At 43.3% G+C, this 20794-nt stretch carries 17 protein-coding genes and 1 riboswitch; all 17 genes read right to left on the reverse strand.

Translation table 11 applies throughout. The features are described from left to right. Nucleotides 1–53: 53 nt before the first annotated feature. Nucleotides 54–884 carry an ECF transporter S component gene (locus ECA01S_RS01200; RefSeq protein WP_082703215.1) on the reverse strand — a complete coding sequence of 277 codons (831 nt, stop codon included), beginning with the start codon at nt 882–884 and terminating at the stop codon, nt 54–56. Continuing rightward, the gene (locus ECA01S_RS01205) at nt 857–2533 is read right to left on the reverse strand and encodes an ABC transporter ATP-binding protein (RefSeq protein ID WP_067389851.1); all 1677 of its coding nucleotides are present in this window, start codon (nt 2531–2533) and stop codon (nt 857–859) included. The genes ECA01S_RS01200 and ECA01S_RS01205 overlap by 28 nt, the downstream gene beginning before the upstream one ends. Continuing rightward, a complete protein-coding gene (locus tag ECA01S_RS01210; RefSeq protein WP_067389854.1) occupies nt 2505–3485 on the reverse strand; it encodes an energy-coupling factor transporter transmembrane component T in 981 nt (326 codons plus the stop codon). Before ECA01S_RS01210 ends, ECA01S_RS01205 begins: the two co-directional genes overlap by 29 nt. Nucleotides 3486–3525: 40 nt before the next feature. After that, entirely contained in the window at nt 3526–4725 is a 1200-nt protein-coding gene (locus ECA01S_RS01215; protein WP_067389857.1) for a DUF4430 domain-containing protein, read from the reverse strand. 15 nt (nt 4726–4740) lie between these two features. After that, a complete protein-coding gene (locus ECA01S_RS01220) occupies nt 4741–11385 on the reverse strand; it encodes a DUF4430 domain-containing protein (RefSeq protein ID WP_067389860.1) in 6645 nt (2214 codons plus the stop codon). A gap of 129 nt (nt 11386–11514) precedes the next feature. Then, a riboswitch (cobalamin riboswitch) is annotated at nt 11515–11678 on the reverse strand. Between the two features lie 118 nt (nt 11679–11796). Next, nucleotides 11797–12240, reverse strand: coding sequence for a EutQ-related cupin domain-containing protein (locus ECA01S_RS01225; protein WP_067389864.1), 444 nt, complete (start codon nt 12238–12240; stop codon nt 11797–11799). 12 nt (nt 12241–12252) lie between these two features. Continuing rightward, a complete protein-coding gene (gene eutH / locus ECA01S_RS01230) occupies nt 12253–13356 on the reverse strand; it encodes an ethanolamine utilization protein EutH (protein WP_067389866.1) in 1104 nt (367 codons plus the stop codon). Between the two features lie 11 nt (nt 13357–13367). Then, nucleotides 13368–13637 (reverse strand): EutN/CcmL family microcompartment protein, encoded by a 270-nt coding sequence (locus ECA01S_RS01235; RefSeq protein ID WP_067389870.1) that lies wholly within the window; start codon nt 13635–13637, stop codon nt 13368–13370. Between the two features lie 13 nt (nt 13638–13650). Continuing rightward, entirely contained in the window at nt 13651–14223 is a 573-nt protein-coding gene (locus tag ECA01S_RS01240; protein WP_067389873.1) for a hypothetical protein, read from the reverse strand. Between the two features lie 9 nt (nt 14224–14232). Next, complete coding sequence (gene eutD / locus ECA01S_RS01245; protein ID WP_373277528.1) at nt 14233–14850, reverse strand: ethanolamine utilization phosphate acetyltransferase EutD; 618 nt, start codon at nt 14848–14850, stop codon at nt 14233–14235. Nucleotides 14851–14862: 12 nt separating this feature from the next. Next, nucleotides 14863–15414 (reverse strand): hypothetical protein, encoded by a 552-nt coding sequence (locus ECA01S_RS01250; protein WP_067389878.1) that lies wholly within the window; start codon nt 15412–15414, stop codon nt 14863–14865. Between the two features lie 91 nt (nt 15415–15505). Further along, nucleotides 15506–15793, reverse strand: a complete 288-nt coding sequence (locus ECA01S_RS01255) for a BMC domain-containing protein (protein ID WP_067389881.1) — start codon at nt 15791–15793, stop codon at nt 15506–15508. Between the two features lie 42 nt (nt 15794–15835). Further along, nucleotides 15836–17302, reverse strand: coding sequence for an acetaldehyde dehydrogenase (acetylating) (locus tag ECA01S_RS01260; protein WP_067389884.1), 1467 nt, complete (start codon nt 17300–17302; stop codon nt 15836–15838). Next, nucleotides 17293–17820: a BMC domain-containing protein gene (locus tag ECA01S_RS01265; RefSeq protein WP_067389887.1), complete on the reverse strand. Its 528-nt coding sequence runs from the start codon at nt 17818–17820 to the stop codon at nt 17293–17295. Before ECA01S_RS01265 ends, ECA01S_RS01260 begins: the two co-directional genes overlap by 10 nt. 13 nt (nt 17821–17833) lie before the next feature. Continuing rightward, nucleotides 17834–18487: an ethanolamine utilization microcompartment protein EutL gene (gene eutL / locus ECA01S_RS01270; protein WP_067389890.1), complete on the reverse strand. Its 654-nt coding sequence runs from the start codon at nt 18485–18487 to the stop codon at nt 17834–17836. Nucleotides 18488–18498: 11 nt separating this feature from the next. Continuing rightward, entirely contained in the window at nt 18499–19299 is an 801-nt protein-coding gene (gene eutC, locus ECA01S_RS01275; protein ID WP_373277533.1) for an ethanolamine ammonia-lyase subunit EutC, read from the reverse strand. Between the two features lie 125 nt (nt 19300–19424). After that, a complete protein-coding gene (locus ECA01S_RS01280; protein ID WP_067389896.1) occupies nt 19425–20789 on the reverse strand; it encodes an ethanolamine ammonia-lyase subunit EutB in 1365 nt (454 codons plus the stop codon). Nucleotides 20790–20794 lie beyond the last annotated feature (5 nt).

The raw sequence follows: 20794 nt of genomic DNA on the forward strand, positions 1-20794 counted from the left end.
TGCCATGAAAATGGCAACTGATGCGGGCTTTTGGGGTCCATTGTGTTCAGACTTTATTCTTCAATTAGACCGTATTTCTTTTTGATTCTCGCCAATTTTTCCAAAAATGGTTTAGCTAAAACGGCTAAGAAAACCACAGTAGAGATAGCATGAACCAGATCCATCGGTGCGCCGGAAATGAAAACAGCTAACAACGATTCCTTGGTAAGGTTTGTTGTAAACATTAGTAATGACGCTGGGTTCATAATTAAACCATAAATCAGAAAAATACTAAAAAACCCAAAGGTACACAAGGAGATGCGCGTTGTTTTTAGCCAACCAAAGCGATAGAAAAGTCCGGCGATAAAACCGATCATACCAAAAGCAAACATTTGCCATGGAGTCCACGGCCCTTGGCTAAAAAACATGTTAGAAACTAGCGCAGTCAGGCACCCCACTAGAAAACCGGTCTCTGGTCCAAAAGATATCGCACTAATAATGACGATCGCTGCGACTGGTTTAAACTGAGGTAACATGAAGAAGGCACCCCGACCTGCCACCGCTAAAGCAACTAATACGGCAATCACAATCAGCTCTCGTGCTTGCGGCTTGCGATCTTCAAAAATCATGAAAAACGGCAACATCGAAAGAAATAGTAGAATCAAACTAATCACTAGATACTGGCGATCGCCAATTCGAATACCAAAATAAATGACAATAGGTACTAACAACAGTAGAATCACCAAGGCCGCTTTCGTTCTTTTGCTGATGGCTTTTTTTCTAGCTGGCTCATGCCAAATTGGTACCTCAACGCTAGGCTTTAGCGCTAACTTTTTTTGTGACAACTGGGGATCTACTTGGTCCTGGTAGAATTGATCTAAGAATTTTTTTGATCCTGTAGACATTGCGTTACCTCCTCCACCGTTACTGCGCTAGGGAAATACCCTCTGGCCATCCGGTTGGCTGCTGTGGTATAAAAACTGTTACCAGCAAAGAAATCCTTTGCTCCTTTGGTAGTTACTACATTGCCATTAAAAAATAAGCCACAGGTATCCGCAAAATTTGCCACAAATTCCACATCATGAGAAACCATCAAAATAGTAACCCCCTGCTGTTTCAAATCCAGCAAAATTTGGCCTAAAGTCTGTTTATAGAAATCATCCAAACCTTTTGTTGGTTCATCTAGTAGTAGGATTTGCGGCCGCATCAAAAGAATTTTAGCCAAAGCCAATCGTTGTTGTTCGCCACCACTCAAATCGTAGGGATGGCGCTCAAGATAGGCCGAAAGTTGGGTTAGCTCTAAGATGCCTTCAATAGCAGTTGCTTTAGGCATATTCAGTGGATAAGCGCTGGTTTTCTTATTTTTGGGACCGTCAATGACCTCATAAAGATCCTCTAAAACCGTCTTTTTCACAAAAAGGCTTTGCGGATTTTGAGGTAATACACCTAAAAATTGGTGATAAAGCAATTGGTCACTATATTTATCAAGCGATTTCCCCGCCAAACGAATTTTGCCGCGATAAGGCTTGCGGATGCGACTGATAAGAGAAAGGGCGGTACTTTTCCCGGTTCCATTACCACCTACTAATGCGAAAAACTCGCCTTTATTCACTTGAAGAGAGAGGTCCTTGATAACATCCTCCCCTTCACGCTCGTAGCGAAACCACACATCGCGTAAGTCAATAATCGGTTCCTTAATGAATCGCCCCGTTTGAGGTGTTGCTGGTTGCGGCTGCAATTCTTGGGCATCTAGCCAGGAACGTCCTTCACGAACCGTCAATGGTAGCGCAGGACTGTCTTTCGCAATCCGCATTGGCGCTGGCATCGCAATAAATAAGTCATGATTCTTTTGCTTTAGGACCTCACCGACTTCACGGGGACTGCCGTCTGCAACTAGTTGACCGTGATCAACCAAAAGCAATTGGTCCGCCATGGGAATCACGTCTTCAAGGCGATGCTCTGTCATGAGGATGGTGGTCCCAATATCTCGATTAATTTTTTCAATCGTTGCTAGAAAATCACTGGCAGCTATTGGATCAAGCTGTGAAGTCGGTTCGTCAAGAATCAGCAACTCTGGATGGAGGGCCATAATGCTCGCTAAATTCAATAGTTGTTTTTGACCGCCCGAAAGCTCCTGGACATCTTTTTCAAACCAATGCTGAATACCAAAATAAGAGGCCATCTCTGCCACTCGTAAACGAATTGTTGGCGTGTCATAGCCGAGACTCTCTAAGCCAAAAGCTAGTTCGTGCCAGACTTTATCCGTTACAATTTGATTATCGGGATTTTGTAAAACAAACCCAATCGCGGCAGCCTGTGTTCGCTCGTCCACTTCTGCCAGTGGCTGACCTTTAAAGGCTAGTGTACCTTCCATTTGCCCATGTGGTGCTAGAGCTGGTTTCAATTGCCGCAGCAAGGTTGTCTTGCCACTACCACTTTTACCAAATAATACATTAAAGCTGCCCTTTTCAAGGCTCAGAGAAATATTGGATAAGGCCGGGGTATTCATTCCAGGATAGAAAAAGCTAAAATTTTCGATGTTCACTAGTTTCATGAGAAAAGCCCCCGGTTGTAAAATAGTATGGTAAATTGGTCTGATTAGTGACTGTCTTGGTAAGCTTGCGCCATTGATAGTCCTCTAATAGTCCTAAAAACAAAGGTAGATTCGCCAACAGTAGAAAAGCGAAAATACCACTAAAACTACTAAAGGTTAATGGCCAGCCGCTAATAATAATTTGTGGGTTATAGCTCACATAAAGACTGCCAGACCACCAGCTCCAGAAAAAGAGCAGGCTCGTTAGCGTTAGCCAACAAAGTAGTCCTTTATCCCGTCGATCTAAACGATATAAGGAAAAAGCAGTCCGCCCTTTTAAGCCATAGCCGCGAGCCTTCATAGAATCTGCAGTATCAATCGCATTCTCTAATGACCAAGTAATCATAATCGAAAAAGTCGTCAACGCATGCTTCAATTTTTGCCACAAATTCCCATTAGATGCATCACGGCCAATACTCTTCTGACCATTCCGTACCACCTGCAGCTGTTGACTAAATTTGGGAATAAACCGAAACACCATTGAGAGAATCAGTGAACTAGCAGGAATCAATCGCCCAAAGAGATAAATGAACTTGTCACTGGTCATAATTACATTATAAGTAGTGAACCAGGTTAAGGAAATTGCCAAGACCAGTGCTAAAGCCAGACCATAGACGATTGCCTCTAAAGTAACCGTATTGCCATTATTTAAATACAATAGCGGCGTCACGCCATAATGGTTGAAAGCTGGATTGACCACCGCAACCACTAACATACCTGGTAATAAAAATTTTAAATTCATCTTCATCACGGCTTTGAACCCTTTTAGTCGGACAGCGTACAGCATGCCGCTAACCAGTGAAAGGAGCAGAATTGCCGGGTGCAGACAAAACATACTAATACCAATCACAAGTACATAGTAAAGAAACGAAACTAGTGGATGAGTTTGTCCAAACGCATCTTTTTTCTTCATCTGTTTGAATGCTTAAGCATTCTGTCCTCCCTTCATTAGGTTAATAGCCGGCGCCTAAGTCATGACCTAGATCACAAGTATATTCCCATTTTATCGTATCGCCATCGTGCAGATCAGTGTACTTCGAACAACCATAATTAGGAAACCAACCATTCACTTGGTACATCCAACCTGATAAGCCGCCGCAATCAAATTCATAAAGCTGATTGATGCCCTCGACATAATAGGCATCATACATCGGTGTCCAGCTGGATTCCATTTGGATACCAGCTTCACGAGTTGCTCGAACTAAAATATCATAAACTGACTCGCCCTCTTTAAACGATAGCTTAGTTGGCGCTAAAATCCAACCATTTTTTGGCACGAAAGGTTGTTTCTCTTTTTTAAGATCATCCCAATTATTTAAGATCGTCTTAGCAGAAATAGACAGCGTCACCGTTTTTTCAGCAGGTTCTGTTTGACTGGGTTGTGTGGTTTCTGGTGCCTCACTGGAAATGGTTGGTTGGCTATCCTCTGTCACCGCTTGTCCATTCATTTGCTCTTCTATAGGTGATTCAGCTTCTGGCTGTGCTGCATTTTCTGATGAGTCAGTAGTTGAAGCTGTCGTTTCGCTGCTATTAACGGTGGTTGGCGCTTCACTAGCGGTGGTCTTTTGCGTTTTTTGACTCTTCGTTACCTTTGCATTCCCGCCGACAAGATAATACGTCACGCCAGACTCCAATACGCGAAAGTTTAAAGTTGTCTGTTGCCCCACTTTAATGGCAACCTCAGCACCTTTTACTTCCTTTAGTTCACCATCTACTTTTCTAACCAGTACCGCTGTATCGGCAGACCACTTCTTAGGAATTTGGAATTCCAAAGTAGGTGTTCCGGCTAATTCCATTTTTGCGATTGAAAAGCCTAATGCTTCTTGTGCATTGTTTGCCGCCTTTTTAACAGCTTTCAGCTCTTGCTCCTGTTGGTCAAAGGTTAGCTTAAGCTTTTGTTCGACTGGATTCTGAATCTGCTTTCCTTGATAGGTCCACGTATAACGAATGCCGTCACTTTCCCCTACAAAGCGAAATGCTTGATCTTTTCCTACAATGGTTCCCATTTGTTCTTTTGAGATCACACCATCCGCAGGTAAAGTAGTTTCTGGTGATAAAGGGGTGGCCTTCTCATGCTGTTCAGCCTGGGTCGCACCACAGGCTGAACACATGAGCGCCACAATAAAAGTCAGGAATAAAAATCCTTTTTTCATGGTCGCATGTCCTTTCTATCCACGGCGTTTAAAGAACCAGAAGCCTCCTGCAGTTGCGGCTGCTCCCGCTGCGACTGCCCCGGCAATTTCTAAAACAAAAATCACTTTATTCGATGAAGTCGCTTCTTTTTCTACTGGTTCACTAGCAGGTGCTGCCGTCTCTGGGAGGTAGTCATCTCCCGCAAATTGCCAGCCTTTACTTTGCTTATCCGCTTGCTTCGCAGCAGCTTTCTTCGTAGCATCATTTGTCTTAGTTGTATTCGGTGCATTCGTTGGTCTAATAGCTAATCCATTAACGCCATTTCCTTGTGGTGAGGTACTTGTGATGATGGTAGCCCCACCATTGCCAGTTGCTGTGCCGGTATTGATGTTGATTGTTCCGCCGTTATTACTATTGTTACCGCCAGCTGGCTTGCTTGGTGCTACAGGCTTAATTGCAGTGTTTTTTAAAGCTTCCAATTGTGCTTCTGCGAGCTCAAGTTTTTTAACATTCTTAACGAGTTGCTTGGCCGCTTTTGGTAGCTCATTGTAATGATTTCGTACCAACAAGATCCTAGCTTCATCTTTCAAAGTGACTTGATTTGGCGTTGGTAATAAATCGATTTCAACTGCAACCTTTTCAGCTTCTGCTTGTAATTCTGCTTCAGAGGCCGACGCTTCAAGTTCTTGGATCAATGCTTCTGCCTTCGCTAAAATACTGTACGTTGCTTTTGAAACTAACGCTTTTTGTTTTTTCGTCAATCCTTCATAAGCTGCGCGTGCCATTAGAACTGCATCTTTTTGATTGAGACTCGTGATTTTTCCTAAGGCTTCAATTCGTTTTGTAACACGTTTTGCGGCTTCTTTATCTGATTCAGTTGGCACATCATTCATATCATATAAGCGGGTTTCATTTTTAAGGAAACGATCATATGCAACTAGGGCATAAAAGGCTTGTTCACTAGCCATCCCGTTGACTTCGCCAGGTGCGCCGCCGCCATTGCTGTTGCCTCCTGGCAAGACATGTACAAAACCACTACCTTTAATATGGAAGCTGTTTAAAGCTTGAATTAAGTTGTTTTTCTTAACAAATCGTTTATCTTCCGCTGGATTAATCCCCAAAGCCGTCAAAGCCGTAATGACCTGAGCTATTTCTTCGGAGTTTTGCGTATCCACTGTACCGAAAGTTCCTGTTTCATTTTGGAGCTTAGAAAGTGTCGCTAATGCACGCTCAATTGCCTGACCAACTTTGGCATCGTCCTTATAAGGTGCTAGAGCCTGTATAGCCATTGCTGTGATATCAATATTCGGTTTAGTCCCAAAGAGATTCCAGCCGCCAGCTGCTAGTTCCTTATCTAGGATGTGCTGAATCAGTTTTTCACGGGTGGTGTATTCTTTTACACCCATCGGTTTTGTAAAACGATAATCTGCGCGAGTATCCACCGCAATCAAGGCAAAAATAGCGCCATTGATTCCTTGGTAGGTTACTTTGTTGAAATCACTTAAATAATCGAATAGATTATAACCGCCGACATCGCGAGCGTCTTTCCCAATAGCCGTAATTGCTAAGGCTAGGCGTGAGAATTCCGTATACTTAGCTGTGTGCAGTTGTCCATTGACCTTTTGAATATGGGTCACGACATTTTGATAATACTCTTGGAATAGAGGTTGATCTAATTTTTGCCCATTCCGTGCTAAATCCATGATCATCCATTCATTTGTAAAGTTCGGTTGATAATCTTGGAATAGTCCCAAGACATACCCTTGGGTTTCGTTTAACACTTTTTCATAAGCATCTTGTTGACTCATAAGTTCCGCTAGTCGTTTCTCTGCTTTATTCAAGGTTTCAATATTGGTGACATATTGTTGCTGTGTCTTATTCAAGGCATCATAATGTTGCCGAGCAGATTCTACTTTCACACGGTCGGCAAGTGATAATTTGTCTAGCGTCGGCAGTTTTTTGATCAAGTCACTAACCACCTTTGCCGCCGCTTGATCTTTTAAGATAACGAGTTGTTTTTCCAAGCTCGTTAGTTTCGCCACGGCATCCTTAGTAACATAGGCCTGTTGTCCTTTGGTCAAAGCATCATATTGTTTTCTAACCGCTTGAACTGCTGCTTCATCTTTCCCAGTCAACTCATTTACTGCTGGTAATTTTTCAATTGCTCGCTCCACTTGCTGTGCTTTCTCTTGGTCTGCTACCATTGTAGCCATTCGTTTAACACAGGACTGCAATTTTTCAATAAGCTCTTGCTGAACTTGTTCTTTTTGATTAGCTGACAATTGATTAAATGCCTGATTGGCCGCTTCAACTTTTTCACGGTCAGTAATCTTCAGCTGATTAGCCGTTGGCAATTCTTGAATTTGCTTGCTGACTTTTTGGATCAAGGCGGCAGTAGCCTCTAAATCAGCTAGAATTTCTTCAGCCTTCACTAGGTAGCCATACTGTTCCTTAGTAATCATTTTTTGTTGGCCAGCAGTCAAATCTTCATAAGCCGCACGAGTTGTTTGAATCCACTCTTTATCCTTAAGTGACCAATCTGTCTTGTTCCCCATTTTTTCCAATTCGGTTACGACTTTTTCCGCAATGGACCAGTCTTCTTCAAGCTCAGCTATTTTCGTTAGACATTCTTGTAATCTTTGTTTTAAGTCAGCAGAAATCAGTTTCTGAGCCGCTAGCGTAATCGTTTCAAAAGCTTGTTGTACTTGAGCAACCTGCTCTTTGTCGGCCAGTGTCAGTGCTTCTGCAACTGGTAGACCTGCAATTAGCTTCGCCACTCTTTCAGCCTGTTGGGTAGTCGACTCGATTGCCAGTTGTGGCACTGGGTTTTTAGCAAAATCATAGATTGTTCCCTTATTTTTTTGCTGGAAGGTGAATTGAGCTAAAGCATGTACCGCTTGCTCCGTGGCCATATCATTTTCTTTCGTGTCTGACACAAGCCACTTGAACCCACCATTGGTCAATTGGAATTGGATTAGACGGTTGACAGGATTGATCCCCGCTTCATTTGTATAAGCAGCTGCCGTCAAATCTTCCCCTACTGCGGATAATCCTAAAATGGCTTGCGCTTGGCTATTCGCATTGGCTTCTGTTGCAAAGGCACTCTTAATAAAGAAGTCGCCTTCTGTGGTCAAATTATTTTTAAAGAATGCGACCGCCTTGTTGATCGCTGTTTGAACTTCTGGACGATCTTTGTAAGGTGCTAACGCAGTTAACGTCATACCTGTGATGTCAATATCACCGGTTTTGCCAAATAGTGCCCAACCGCCATCAGCAAACTGTTTGCTCACTAACGCAGTGATTAAGGTATCAATCTGATCTTTTTGTTCTTGAAGACCGTAATCATTGCTGCCTAGTACAATCAAGCCAAAGATTTGATTGTTGATGGTGCCAGTCAATTCATTCGTTGCTAACAGTTTGATCAAATCAATGCCGGCCACGTCGCGGGGATTCCCGCCTAAAGCGAGTATGCCGATTGCTTGACGTTCCGCATCAGTCCATGGCCGTTTCCCACTGCCTGAACCGTATTGCCCATCCTGTGCTTCGATTGCTTTGGCTAAAACTTGATATGAAGCTAAACGAAAGGCTTCGTCGGCTGGATATCCTGAACGAGCTAATGCCAGTGCATTCCATTCAGCAAGGATACTTTGTTTTTCCTTGATGCGACCCGCTGCCGATTTCAACGCACCCTCCACATCTTGTAGACCTGATAATGTGTTGATTTTATTAATTGCCAAGTTGAGCGTTTCTTTATTGGTCACATACTCTTTTTGAACAGACGTTAGATGGTCGAATGCTTCTTTGACTTTCCAAACGGTCTCCTTATCGGCCAAGGATAGGCTTTCCAGTTCTGGTAGCTTGTCAATTTCCTTCATTACTTGGTCGGCCGCTTTTAGGTCTACCAGTTTTGTTTCTAATGAAATTAATTTTTCCAAATGGCCTTGAGGAATAAGTTTTTGTTGGTCTTTGGTCAACGCATCATATAAGCCTCGAACCTCTACTACCTTTGCCTCATCGGCTAGTACTAATTTGTCTAATTTAGGCAGCCAACCAATTTGTAATTCCACATTATAGGCAATATCCACATCATCATTTAATTGCTTGATTCGTGCAACTGCCGCTGAAAGTTTAGCTACTACATCGCTAGTAAGCAATGCTTGCGTTTCTTTAGGCAGCAAACGGTATTCTAAATCCGCACTCTTCACCGCGTCTTCATTATCTAATGTAAGTTTTTCCGCAGCTGGTAATGCTTGGATCAAAGCCGTCACACGATCGGCCGCTGTTTGAGCTGATTCATCTGGCAAGCTTGGTACGGGGTTCTTGTCAAAGTCATAAATAGACCCTTTTCCTTGAACAGAGAAGGCGTATTGACTCAAAGCATGAACTGCCTGCTCTGTTGCCATACCGTTTTCATTTCGGTCATTCAATAGCCATTTGAAGCCGCCAGTTTCCAGCTGGAATTCTGCCAAACGTTTAACCGGATTTTTGCCATTATCCGTCGTATACGTCGCACTGGTCAAGTCTTCGCCAACAGCTGAAAGCCCAATGATTGCTTGCGCCTGACTGTTAGAGTTGGGTTCTTTAGCGAACCAAGCAGGGATGAAAAAGTCAGCATCAGCCGTCATGGTCTTTTTAAAGAAACTAACGCCTTTTTCAATAGCCGCCGCTACCTCTGGCTGCCCTTTATAGGGTGCTAATGCCGTTAAGGTCATGCCAGTGATATCAATATCTCCTGCTTTGCCAAATAAAGCCCAGCCACCATCTGCTAGTTGAGCTTTGACAAGCGCAGCTAATAGTTTTTGGATTTGTTCCTCTTGTCCTTTGATGCCGTAATCCTTTAAAGAAAGAGCAATCAGACCATAAATCTGGTTATTGATCGTTCCTGTCAAATCGTGATCCACCATCAATTGAATCAAGTCGATGCCGCCAACATTCCGTGGGTTGCCCCCTAAAGAAATAATCCCAATGGTTTGTCGTTCCGCGTCTGTCCACGGCCGTTGACCGTTACCAGAGCCATAATTGCCATTGTATTCCAATACTCTACTAGCTAGTTTTTTATAAGAGGACATCCGTAGCTCTTCTGAGGCAGGATATCCAGAACGAGCCACTGCTAATGAACTCCAATCACCTAAATTACCACTGCTGATAATTTTCTCTGAAGCTGCTTGCAACGCTTTTTGTAAATCAAAACCCGCCTCGTTAGCAAGTTCAGTTAAACGTTCTAGCAAATTTACTAGCTTTTCTTGATTTGTTACTAATTTTTGTTGCGCTTCAGTCAGCTTTTTATAAGCTGCTTCAGCAGACTCAACTGCTTTTTGATCACTTAAAGCGACCTCATCAACAGTCGGTAAAGCCGCAATCATGTTGATTACTTCATCCGCTGCTTGTTGATTTTTCAAGTCTTGAATTTTTTCTTCAGCCTTCACCAGCTGTGCCAGTTTCTTTTCGCCAACAGCCGCCTGTTGTTCCTTAGTCAGCGCATCATATGCTTTGCGAGCGGCGGTAACTTGTGCCTCTTGGTCAAGACTAGTAATGTCACCCAACGCTTCAATCAAGGCAATGACATCAGCCACCGGATCTGGTTGTGGCTCTGCCGGTTGCTCCAGTAATGTTAAAGCCTCGTCGACTTCTGCTTGTGTTGCTAACAATTTGACTAAGACTTTTTGGGCATTTTCATAGGCTTTTTGATAAGCTGCTCCTTGATTTTGCCAGCCAGCAGCATCCTGATTGATTTCTGCTACTTTTTGAGTCAAAGCTGTTTTATTGGCAACGGGTAAGGCATCGTTACCGCCAAAGCTAGAGCCTAAATCCGCCCCATATCCTACTAAAGTAAACTGTACGCGAAAAACATCGCCATCTTCTGGCGTTTTATCACTCATACCAACGCCGGGAAATTCATTGTTAACGGAATACATCCAACCAGCCATTCCTGAATAAGAAAATTCTTTTAGGTCGGGTGCTTCACCATTAACGGGATTGGCTAAGTCGATTCCATATTGTTCCTGTCCAAATTGAACCAGTTCTTTCGGTATTTCCGTTTTCCCATTGTCAGCATTGGTAACTCCCGACAGATAGAAGCCACTCTCGGGACTGCCGGTATTGGTATATTGTAAACCCTGCTGCTTGAACAATTCATCTAAGATAACCGCGTAGTTAACATCCTGCGTGACATGGACTAATTGAGGCTCCATAATATAGCCCTGTCCGATGACAAATCGTTCTACCGCAACAGTTATGGTTTTATCCACTTTGGTTGCTTTCTTAGGTTGTGTTGCTTGATTCTTCTTCACCAGCTTTTCCATCGCTGCTGCCATTTTTTCTAACTTAGCCGCATTTGTAACTTGCGCTTTCTCCTCTCCAGAAAGAGCATTATAGGTTTCAATCAGCTGGTTTAATTCATCTTGTTGGGCAAGTTCTAACTTTCCTTCAGAAAATGCCTCAATTTGCGCAATCAATTGCTGAACATTTTCCCCTACGACTTCCGTTTCACTGGTACTCGTCGTGGCCGTTGCAGCTTCTGTTGCTGTCGTCGACTCTATTGTTTCAGATGATGTGTCAGCTGTTTCTTCTGTTTTCGCTTCGGTATTGGCGGTCTCAGACGCATAGACCGTTAAGCCGCTCGTGCCGATAGCCTGTCCCAACAAAATAGAAACAGCAGCAAGTTGCATCAACTTCTTCATTCCTTTTCCTCCTTTGGTTTCCCCATCGAACCCTTGCATAAAAAAAGACACTCGTAGTGAGTGTCTAGCCGCCTGCTTGATAGGTCAATGCATAAACCAAGAGGAAGCTGGACATCTCACCCTGTTATCATGTCCAGAACTTTTCCTGCAGATATCCTGACTTCACTTCATCCTACTCTCTTCTCTTCCCAGATTATGCTCTCCAGTGAGTTTTAAGATTTCGTCCATGTTACAGTAGAAAGGGACTGTCGAGGATTTGCACCCCGTTCCCTACAAAAAAAGTCCTTCTTATTCAAAAGTGTACATTCATTCTCATTCTAGCACAGTAAATTTGTCGAAAAATAACAATTCATTAAGTTATGTGTACCTTATTCTAACCAATTACTAGCGTTTAAATTCAATTATTCAAAATTATTGAGCTTGCCAGTCAGCAGGGTATGTGACATAAATAAAACGCGCATCCCCTGTTACTGAAAACTGGATTTGACTTCCTTTAGGAATTAAAATCAGTTCTCCTGGTCCTGCACTAACTGTGCGGCCGTCGATATGAATATCTAGTTGACCTGATATGACGTAATCGATTTCATCATAATCAAGTTTCCAGTCAAAGGTAGTATCCTTCATAACCATCAGTCCGGCGCCTAAACGTGGACTTTCTGCTAAAGAGAACAGGTCCTTTGTATAAACGATGTCATTGGGATTGCCAGTGTCTAGACGATCCTCTTCCGAAACTTCCAGCAACGGTAATTTAACTGAGGCAATCCCGCTAGGATCGATATGCTTAGCTGGATTCAACTTTTCTGTTACGATTTGACGTACGAGTATCTCAATCATTTCACGATTAAGTTCTGCCATAACCTTCTCCTCCTACGCTTTCACTTTTGGTTCTGCTTTTCCTAATAGACGGTTAGCCATAAACATACCGACGAAAATAGCGGTAATACCGGCAACTAATTTACCTACCATCATTGGGAAAATCATTTCTTTAGCCACACCCGCAGTAAAACCTAAGTGGTCACCTAAAACAAATGAAGCTGATACTGCAAAAGCAACGTTGATAATTTTTCCGCGATTGTCCATATCCTTCATCATTTGAAACATCGGAATATTGTTGGCTAAAGTCGCAACCATACCAGCGGCTGCAATTTCATTCATCCCCATTGCTTCTCCCAGTTTCAATAATGGTTTATTGAACACTTTAGTAATGAAAGCAACTAAACAGAAGGCCCCTGCTAATGTCAACGCAATGCCACCAACAACTTCGATACCTTCGGAAACAGGTGCAATACCTTCAATCAATGTGATGCCAACAAGTTGTTGGATGGCACCTACAACTAAACCAAAGATTGCAACGATTACAACGCCTTGTCCAAAAATGGTAAAGCCTTTGATCATTCCATTTGGTGCTAACCATAAGCCCAGAATAATCAATGCTGCCACCAAAACAATCGGTACTAAATTGGAAAGAATCATACCAATTGGCATCCCAGCTGTTAAACCACCCGCTAGTAAGCCTAAAGGAATTGTGACGATCCCACTAAGTACCCCAGTTGCAAGGTATTGCTGATCACTTTTTTCAATAATTCCAAGAGCAACTGGAATCGTGAACACGATCGTTGGTCCCATCATGGCCCCTAGAATCGCACCTGCGAATAGACCAGCTTGTGGATCATGCGCCATTTGTTGGGCTAAAGCAAAGCCCCCCATGTCATTGGCAAGCAATGTCGTAGCGAACATAGATGGATCCGCTCCTAAAAATGTATAAACCGGCACGACGATGGGACTTAAAATATTGGCTAATACGGGAGCCAAGGTAATGATCCCCACCATTGATAAGGCTAGTGACCCCATTGCCATAATTCCTTCTTCAAACTTTTCACCAAAGCCAAATTTATTGCCGATACATTTATCCACTGCCCCAATGATCATGAATAATACCATGATGTACATAATAATCTCATTAATACTCATAAATACCCTCCTTACTTATTGGATTCCATCGAATCAACGACCCCGACAATCATGGCATCGATGGGCGTTTCCAGATTTTCGGCGGAAATTCGTGCTGCTTGACCCTGGGTAATCAGAACAAGGTCCCCAATACCAGCACCTGCATTATCAGCAGCTACCAGCGATCCTTGAGGCTCCTCGGTGTCTGTATTCCAAACTTCTACCAGCATAAACTTCCACCCGTTTAGTTTTTCATCTTTTCTTGTTGACCATAAACTACCGGTCACTCTTCCTAATAGCATAAGCAGATCTCCCTCAAATAAGTTGATTTTCTCTGGCAAAATCAAGGGCCAGTGGCGTCAAGCGACGGTCTGCCGGTAATTGGAAATTCGGCTGTTGTACCAACTGCTTCAGTTCTTTTTCCGTCAGATAAGCTTTAGGTGTATAGTCTCTTTTCACGGGAGGCTTGATTTGGCACCATTCCTCCAGAGAAACAAATTGAATGCCATAGCCTTCCAGCTGAGAATGCAAGGCTTGCAAGTGTTTTTGCAGCCCATATTTAAGACCGCTTTTTCTCTCCGGCCATTCAGTCGTCAACACCCAGACAGGTTTACCAGCCAACAAATACCGTTGTACCTGCTTTGTGGTAAAGTCCGTTATCTGCAAGTTGGCAATACTAGCCATTTGCGCCAGACTGAGACATTTAACCACTAATCCTGCCGCCTCTTGTTCAGGTCTGACCCAACTTATTTCTGGCTTGTCCGCAAGCTCTTGCGGCAACTGTTCCAATCGATCGAAAGCGAGATTCGTCGTATTTTTAGGCGTCAGTTCTGCCATTAGTCTGTCGGTAATTTTTTGAATGATTGTTTCAATTTCCGTTACATTCATAGGAACCTCCTAAGGTAGGATCCGACCACGTGTTCCTTTCACTAAGCCGCATGCATTGGCTTCGTCATAATCAATATGCATATAAGTTGCGAATTTAGGACTCACTCGGACAACGACATCGTCAAAAATGAGTGCGCGTTGGCCATCCACTTTGACTTTTACGATTTGACCGTTTTCCACGTGGTTTTTCACGGCATCTTCTGGCGTCATATGAATATGGCGTTTCGCTACGATCAACCCTTTTTCCAGCTGAACAGAACGATCACCATTGATTAAAACAACCCCAGGAGTACCGTCAATATGACCACTCTCTCTGATAGGTGCATTGATCCCTAATTCTCGACTATCTGTCAACGAAACTTCTACCTGTGATGCTGCTCGTTCTGGTCCTAATATAACGACATTTTTAAACATGCCTTTAGGCCCAGCAATCGTGATCCGCTCTTTACAGACAAATTGACCTGGTTGTGAAAGATCCTTGACCTTTGTCAACTGATACCCTTCGCCGAATAAACAGTCGATTTCATGACGTGATAAATGAATATGACGACCAGAGGCCTCTACTTCAAAGGTCAATTCGGTTAGTCGTTTTACTACCTCTTCTACAATTTGTGTTACTGGATCCACTCTATCCATCTCCTACTCTTTCTTGACTGCCGCCAACACGGTTAAAAGCTGTTGCGACCAGTCAACAAAACGTTGATACTTCTGCGGTGGTTCGTCTGACAGTAACATTAAGATACAGTCGATTTGACATTCAATTTCGCCAACCGCATAGGCCCAGCGACGGTGGTTACCAGAAATAATCAGCGGTTTCTTTGGTGCTGGTTGAACCGGTATTTCACCTAAGCTTAACAGCCATTTTTGCTGCTGCTCTAGGTAGAGCCACCATTCTGCTGTAAGAAAATCGTCAGCAAAATCTGGAAAATAGAACATATTAGCTAAATGTCGATAGGCGATTTTCAGTTCATTAGAAGTAACTGCCTGTTTCTTATCAGCCTGACTAGAAGGAGCGGGTTTTTGGGTAGGCCCTTTCACTTCCAAATAATTGACATCAATTCGATGCTCTCTCAGATAACTTTGAGCAGATGGCGTGATCATACTCTTGGTTTTTAAAACAAAACAGCCGCCGTCTCGCAGTTCCTTTTTCCGCAAAAGTCGCCGAATCGTATCTTCTGTTATGATTTCCATCAGCGCAACCTTCCTAACTGAACAGGAGGGTTGTATTACCTGCTTGTCTGTTGAAACAAGACGGCTAATACAACCCCACCCGATCTAATTCTTAGATTTCACCATGATGTGGCAAAATAGCATCAACTTCAGAATGTGGACGTGGGATTACGTGAACAGATAATAATTCACCCACACGTTCAGCTGCAGCAGCGCCAGCATCAGTTGCTGCTTTAACGGCACCAACATCACCACGAACCATAACAGTTACTAAGCCGCCGCCGACTTGTTCTTTTCCGATAAGAGTTACGTTTGCTGCTTTTACCATTGCATCGGCTGCTTCAACAGCACCTACTAATCCACGAGTTTCGATCATTCCTAAAGCGTTTGTACTTGACATAATAATTTCCTCCTAATTGTTGTTTTCAAAATTTATTACAAATTATTGTAATCGAGCGAGTACCTGAGCAACTAAAGTATTAATCAATTCTTCTTGCCCAGAAGTTGTGCAAGTCGTTTGACTCGACTGACCTTCTTCAGATCGTAAATCAGCAAGGGTTCTGACACCATAAGCGATTCTTCTTAGATTGAAGAGGTTTTCAGGTCCGATATTATCGGATGTTGAGCTACCGCCAACTGCACCACAGCCTAAAGTTAAAGCCGGTACTAAGTTTGTAGTAGCGCCAATACCACCAAGTGAACCAGGGGTATTGATTAATAACCGTGAAACTGGTTTACGTAAGCCAAATTCACGAACGATTTCTTTGTTTTCGGTGTGGATGATCATGGTGTGACCAGCGCCTTCACCTTTTAAGATTTCAATTGATAAATCACAGCCTTCTTCCCAATTATTCACTGTATAAAAGGCGATGATTGGTGCTAATTTTTCGCGGGAATAAGGATATTTAGGCCCCACGTGCGTTTCTTCTGCCACAATCAAGCGGCGATCTTCAGGAATCGACAGACCAGCAAGTTTGGCAATATGTTGTACGGAACGACCCACGATTTGAGGGTTCATCGTGCCATTTGGACGCAGGATGAATTTGGCTAACTTGTCTGCTTCAGCTGCATCTAAGAAGTAAGCACCCTGTTTAATCAACTCAGCCTTAACCGCTTCACGGTTGACTGTTTCCACAATGATAGATTGTTCAGAGGCACAAATTGTACCGTTATCGAAAGTTTTTGAATCCATAATTGCGCTCACAGCCGCAGTGACATTGGCACTTCTTTCGATAAAGGCAGGGCCATTACCAGGTCCAACCCCAATTGCGGGTGTACCAGATGAATAAGCAGCCCGCACCATCGCATTACCACCAGTTGCCAAAATTAAGTTTGTATCTTTATTGGTCATCAACTCGTGGGTTCCTTGCATAGTTGGTACAGTCATAACCGAAACAGCGCCTTTAGGAGCCCCAGCAGCTTCTGCCGCTTGTTGAATGATTTTGACGGTTTCCAAAATAGCATTCAAGGCATTAGGATGGGGTGAAAACACGATACTATTGGCTGCTTTTAGAGCAATCATCGCTTTATAGATGACTGTCGAAGTTGGGTTGGTAGAAGGAATCAAGCCCGCTACTACACCAACTGGAACTGCTACTTCTGTTACTTTTTTCTCAGGATCTTCATGAACGACCCCCACCGTTTTCATATCTTTGATATAGTCAAAGACGGCTTTTGAAGCAAAAGCGTTTTTCATTACTTTGTCTTGCCAAATCCCAAAACCAGTTTCTTCATTGGCAAGTTTAGCTAAACGTTCTCTTTCTGAATAAGTTGCGTCAGCTACCGCTTTGACGATGGCATCGATTTTTTGTTGTGAGAAAGTTGCTAATTCTTCTTGTGCTTGTTTGGCTTCACGGATTAATGTCCGTACTTCTTGAATGGATCGTAAATCTTTATCTACTAATTCCAATCATTGTCACTTCTTTCTATTTCATTCAAAATTGCCTTTACTAGGGTTTCTTTGTTGGCAAATTTGATCTCCGATTTTTTTAAGTGTTCCAGGTTCATTTTGTACGCGCGTTTTCTAAGGTCAACAACTTTTTCTTTCAATAATGCCGCCTCAAGTTGTGTTAGATCACGCTGGGTAGTTGCCACAGTCTCTTCTATGACAGATTCGACGACTTCGTCTGCGGCTTCTGCTGCCTGCTCATGGGTAGACTCTTTACGAGTAGTCACTCTGGTTGTTTGAGGATCCAAACGAGCAATGACGTGGTGAGCAATTAGGCAATTCAAATCCTCTGCCACTGCCACCCCCGCATCAACGGCAGCCTCGACTGCAGCGACATCACCGACCAGCTCGACGGTTGTCAAACCGCCACGAATCACCTCTGCGTTATTCAAATCAACATCCGCTGCTTTCAATGCCGCATCGGCAGCACTTACGGCACCTAGGAAGCCACGAACCTCTATCATTCCTAATGCTTTCATTCACTGCACTTCCTTAATAAGTCAGCGGATTATCCGCCACATTTTGAACGGCTTGAGCGAAAGCGCCACAAGCAGCTTTACAAGCAGATTGGCTGCCTGACAATAAGGCACCGCCAAAGTTTGTTTCAGAAGGCGGACCATAGAACACACCCATCTGTACGTCAGCTGCCTTCAAAGCCGCATCTAAACCAACCATTGCTTCTAAAGGTGGCGCAATCAAGTAGGCGATTGCTTGACCTTCTTGGATATTAGCCTGTTCAGATAGGAAACTACCAGAACGAGACACTACATGGGCAAAGTAGGGAATACTATCATCATCATTTGCACTAATGAAGCTGGCTTCATTCTCAATGACTTGAACGGCAACGCTTAAGCCGCTGTTCACTTCAGCAGGACTTGGTCCAGCCAAGATGCCAATAACTTCACCGGTAAGTTTAGTAGAAGCATTCGCCGCACCAGCATACATACTTTTTGCGTAAACAACTTCGACATCGGCTGCTTTTGTCGCTTCATCCAAGGCAACATAGGTTACATCATCACAATCTGAAGTAATGATACCTAGTGAACGTTGACCCGGTTTTAGAGATAGTTGCTCAGCCAACGCCGCATCAGCGTTTGGAATGATCTTGACGCTTAATACATTTGCACCTAAACGATCGTTTCTCACTTTTTTTCCTCCTATTCGGCTTCTTTCAACTCAATACCAGATTTCTTCTTATCCATCATCTTCTTGATCAATTCTGCAATATAGGCACCGGCTTCAACTGCTGGCGTACCACCTTTATGGATATTAGAAATCACGGTCCGGCGCGCTTCTGGCATACCGACAGTTGGACGATAAGCGATATAAGCACTCATGGATTCTGCTGTAACTAAGCCAGGACGTTCTCCAACTAACAAACAAACGACCTCGGCATCCGTTACTTCCGCAATTTTATCCATAGCAGGTACCCGGCAATATTTCACGAAAACCACATCGTCAAAATCAAGATTGTACATTTTCAAGCCTTGTTTAATAGAAGGAATCACTTCGCGAATATTGGCTTCGATGGCAGCGGAACTCAAGCCATCGCCCACAACCATTTGGATTTTAGGACTTTTCTTCGTATTCTGACGAATGATGTCAATATTTTCTTCATTAAATTGACGACCGTAGTCAGGACGAGTTAGGTACTCATCCTTTGTTTCGCAGATGGTTTGTGTGGCTACAAAACCCATTTCTTTGACTAATTCAGGATCAACATCAGAGAAGACCGCATCTTGAGCAGCTGCGTGGTCTGCTCGGAAACGAAGACTTGATTGCGTCATGTAGCGTGTCCCTGCACGCCAAACACCTAAACGAGCGGGTGTGTAGGATTTCATTTTCAGATAACCTTCACGGTCATGAGGATCGGGAACATATAATGCTTTCCGAATATCTACCTCGGTAATATCATCGATCATGCCATCTTCAACTGTCGTTGTGGCTGTAACCGGCATTTGTTGCGTTGGTTCATTTTTGGCAACCGGTGTCGCAACTGGTTCCTTTTCACCTGTTACCATATCGTTTAAAATCGATTCGATCATGGATTTTAATTCTTTTTCGTTCATTCTGCTCACCCTCTCTATTTCAGAAACGCTGACGCATCCCCAGCGCGACTTGTTAATTTACCATTTTCCATGAAGCCCATTTTTTCCATCCATTCTTCAAATTCTTTAATTGGACGAAGGCCGAACATTTCACGGATTGTAGCAGTTTCGTGGAATCCAGTTGTTTGGTAATTCAACATCACATCATCGCCATGTGGAATGCCCATGATATACGTACAACCAGCGGAAGCTAAAAGAATCGTTAGGTTTTCCATATCATTTTGGTCAGCTTTCATATGGTTGGTGTAGCAGACATCACAGCCCATTGAAATACCGGTTAATTTACCCATGAAGTGATCTTCTAAGCCAGCGCGAATGACTTGCTTGGAATCATATAAATATTCAGGGCCAATGAAGCCTACAACCGTATTGACGATATATGGGTCATACTTTTTAGCAAAGCCGTAGCAACGAGCTTCCATTGTTACTTGGTCCGCCCCAAAGTTTGCTTCTGAAGACAACTCAGACCCTTGACCAGTTTCAAAGTACATCACATTAGGACCCGCCGCTTGGCCACTTTGCAAGGCTAAATCGCGCGCTTCTTGTAACATGTCGCCGTTCAAGCCAAAAGCAGTATTCCCTTTTTCAGAACCAGCGATTGACTGGAAGACTAACCCAGTAGGTGCCCCTTGACGCATTGCTTCCATTTGGGTTGTAACGTGGGCCAAGACACAAGTTTGGGTCGGAATATCCCATTCACTCCGGAATTCCTCAAACTTATTCAGGATTCGTTTAACACTTTCTGTTGAGTCATCAACGGGGTTCAAACCAATAACCGCATCCCCTGCACCAAATGATAAACCTTCCATGACAGAAGCCATAATACCGTCAACATTATCTGTTGGGTGGTTCGGTTGTAGCCGCGCAGAGAAAGTGCCGGGACGACCAATCGTCGTATTGGCCGTTTTTTCAATATGGATTTTTTTGGCACCTACGATTAAGTCCATATTGGACATTAGCTTGCAGACGGCCGCAATCATTTCTGAAGTTAAACCACGCGAAACATGTTTAATGTCGAAATCAGTTGTTTGATCGGATAGGATCCATTCTCTTAATTCTTGAACAGTCCAATGTTTAATCGATTCAAAAATACGCATATTGACTTGGTCGATAATGATCCGGGTCACTTCATCCTCGTCATAATCCACTACAGGATTATTAAAAAGGTCGTTCAATGTTAATTGCGCTAAGACGACTTTAGCGGCAACTCGTTCTTCTGAACTAGTAGCAGCTACGCCAGCAAGTTTATCACCGGATTTTTCCTCGTTTGCTTTTGCTAAAACTTCTTTAACGGAAGCAAACTGATAAACTTTACCGAAAAGCTTTGTTTTAAGAATCATGTTTT

Source organism: Enterococcus canis NBRC 100695, assembly GCF_001544375.1.
GTDB lineage: Bacteria > Bacillota > Bacilli > Lactobacillales > Enterococcaceae > Enterococcus_H > Enterococcus_H canis.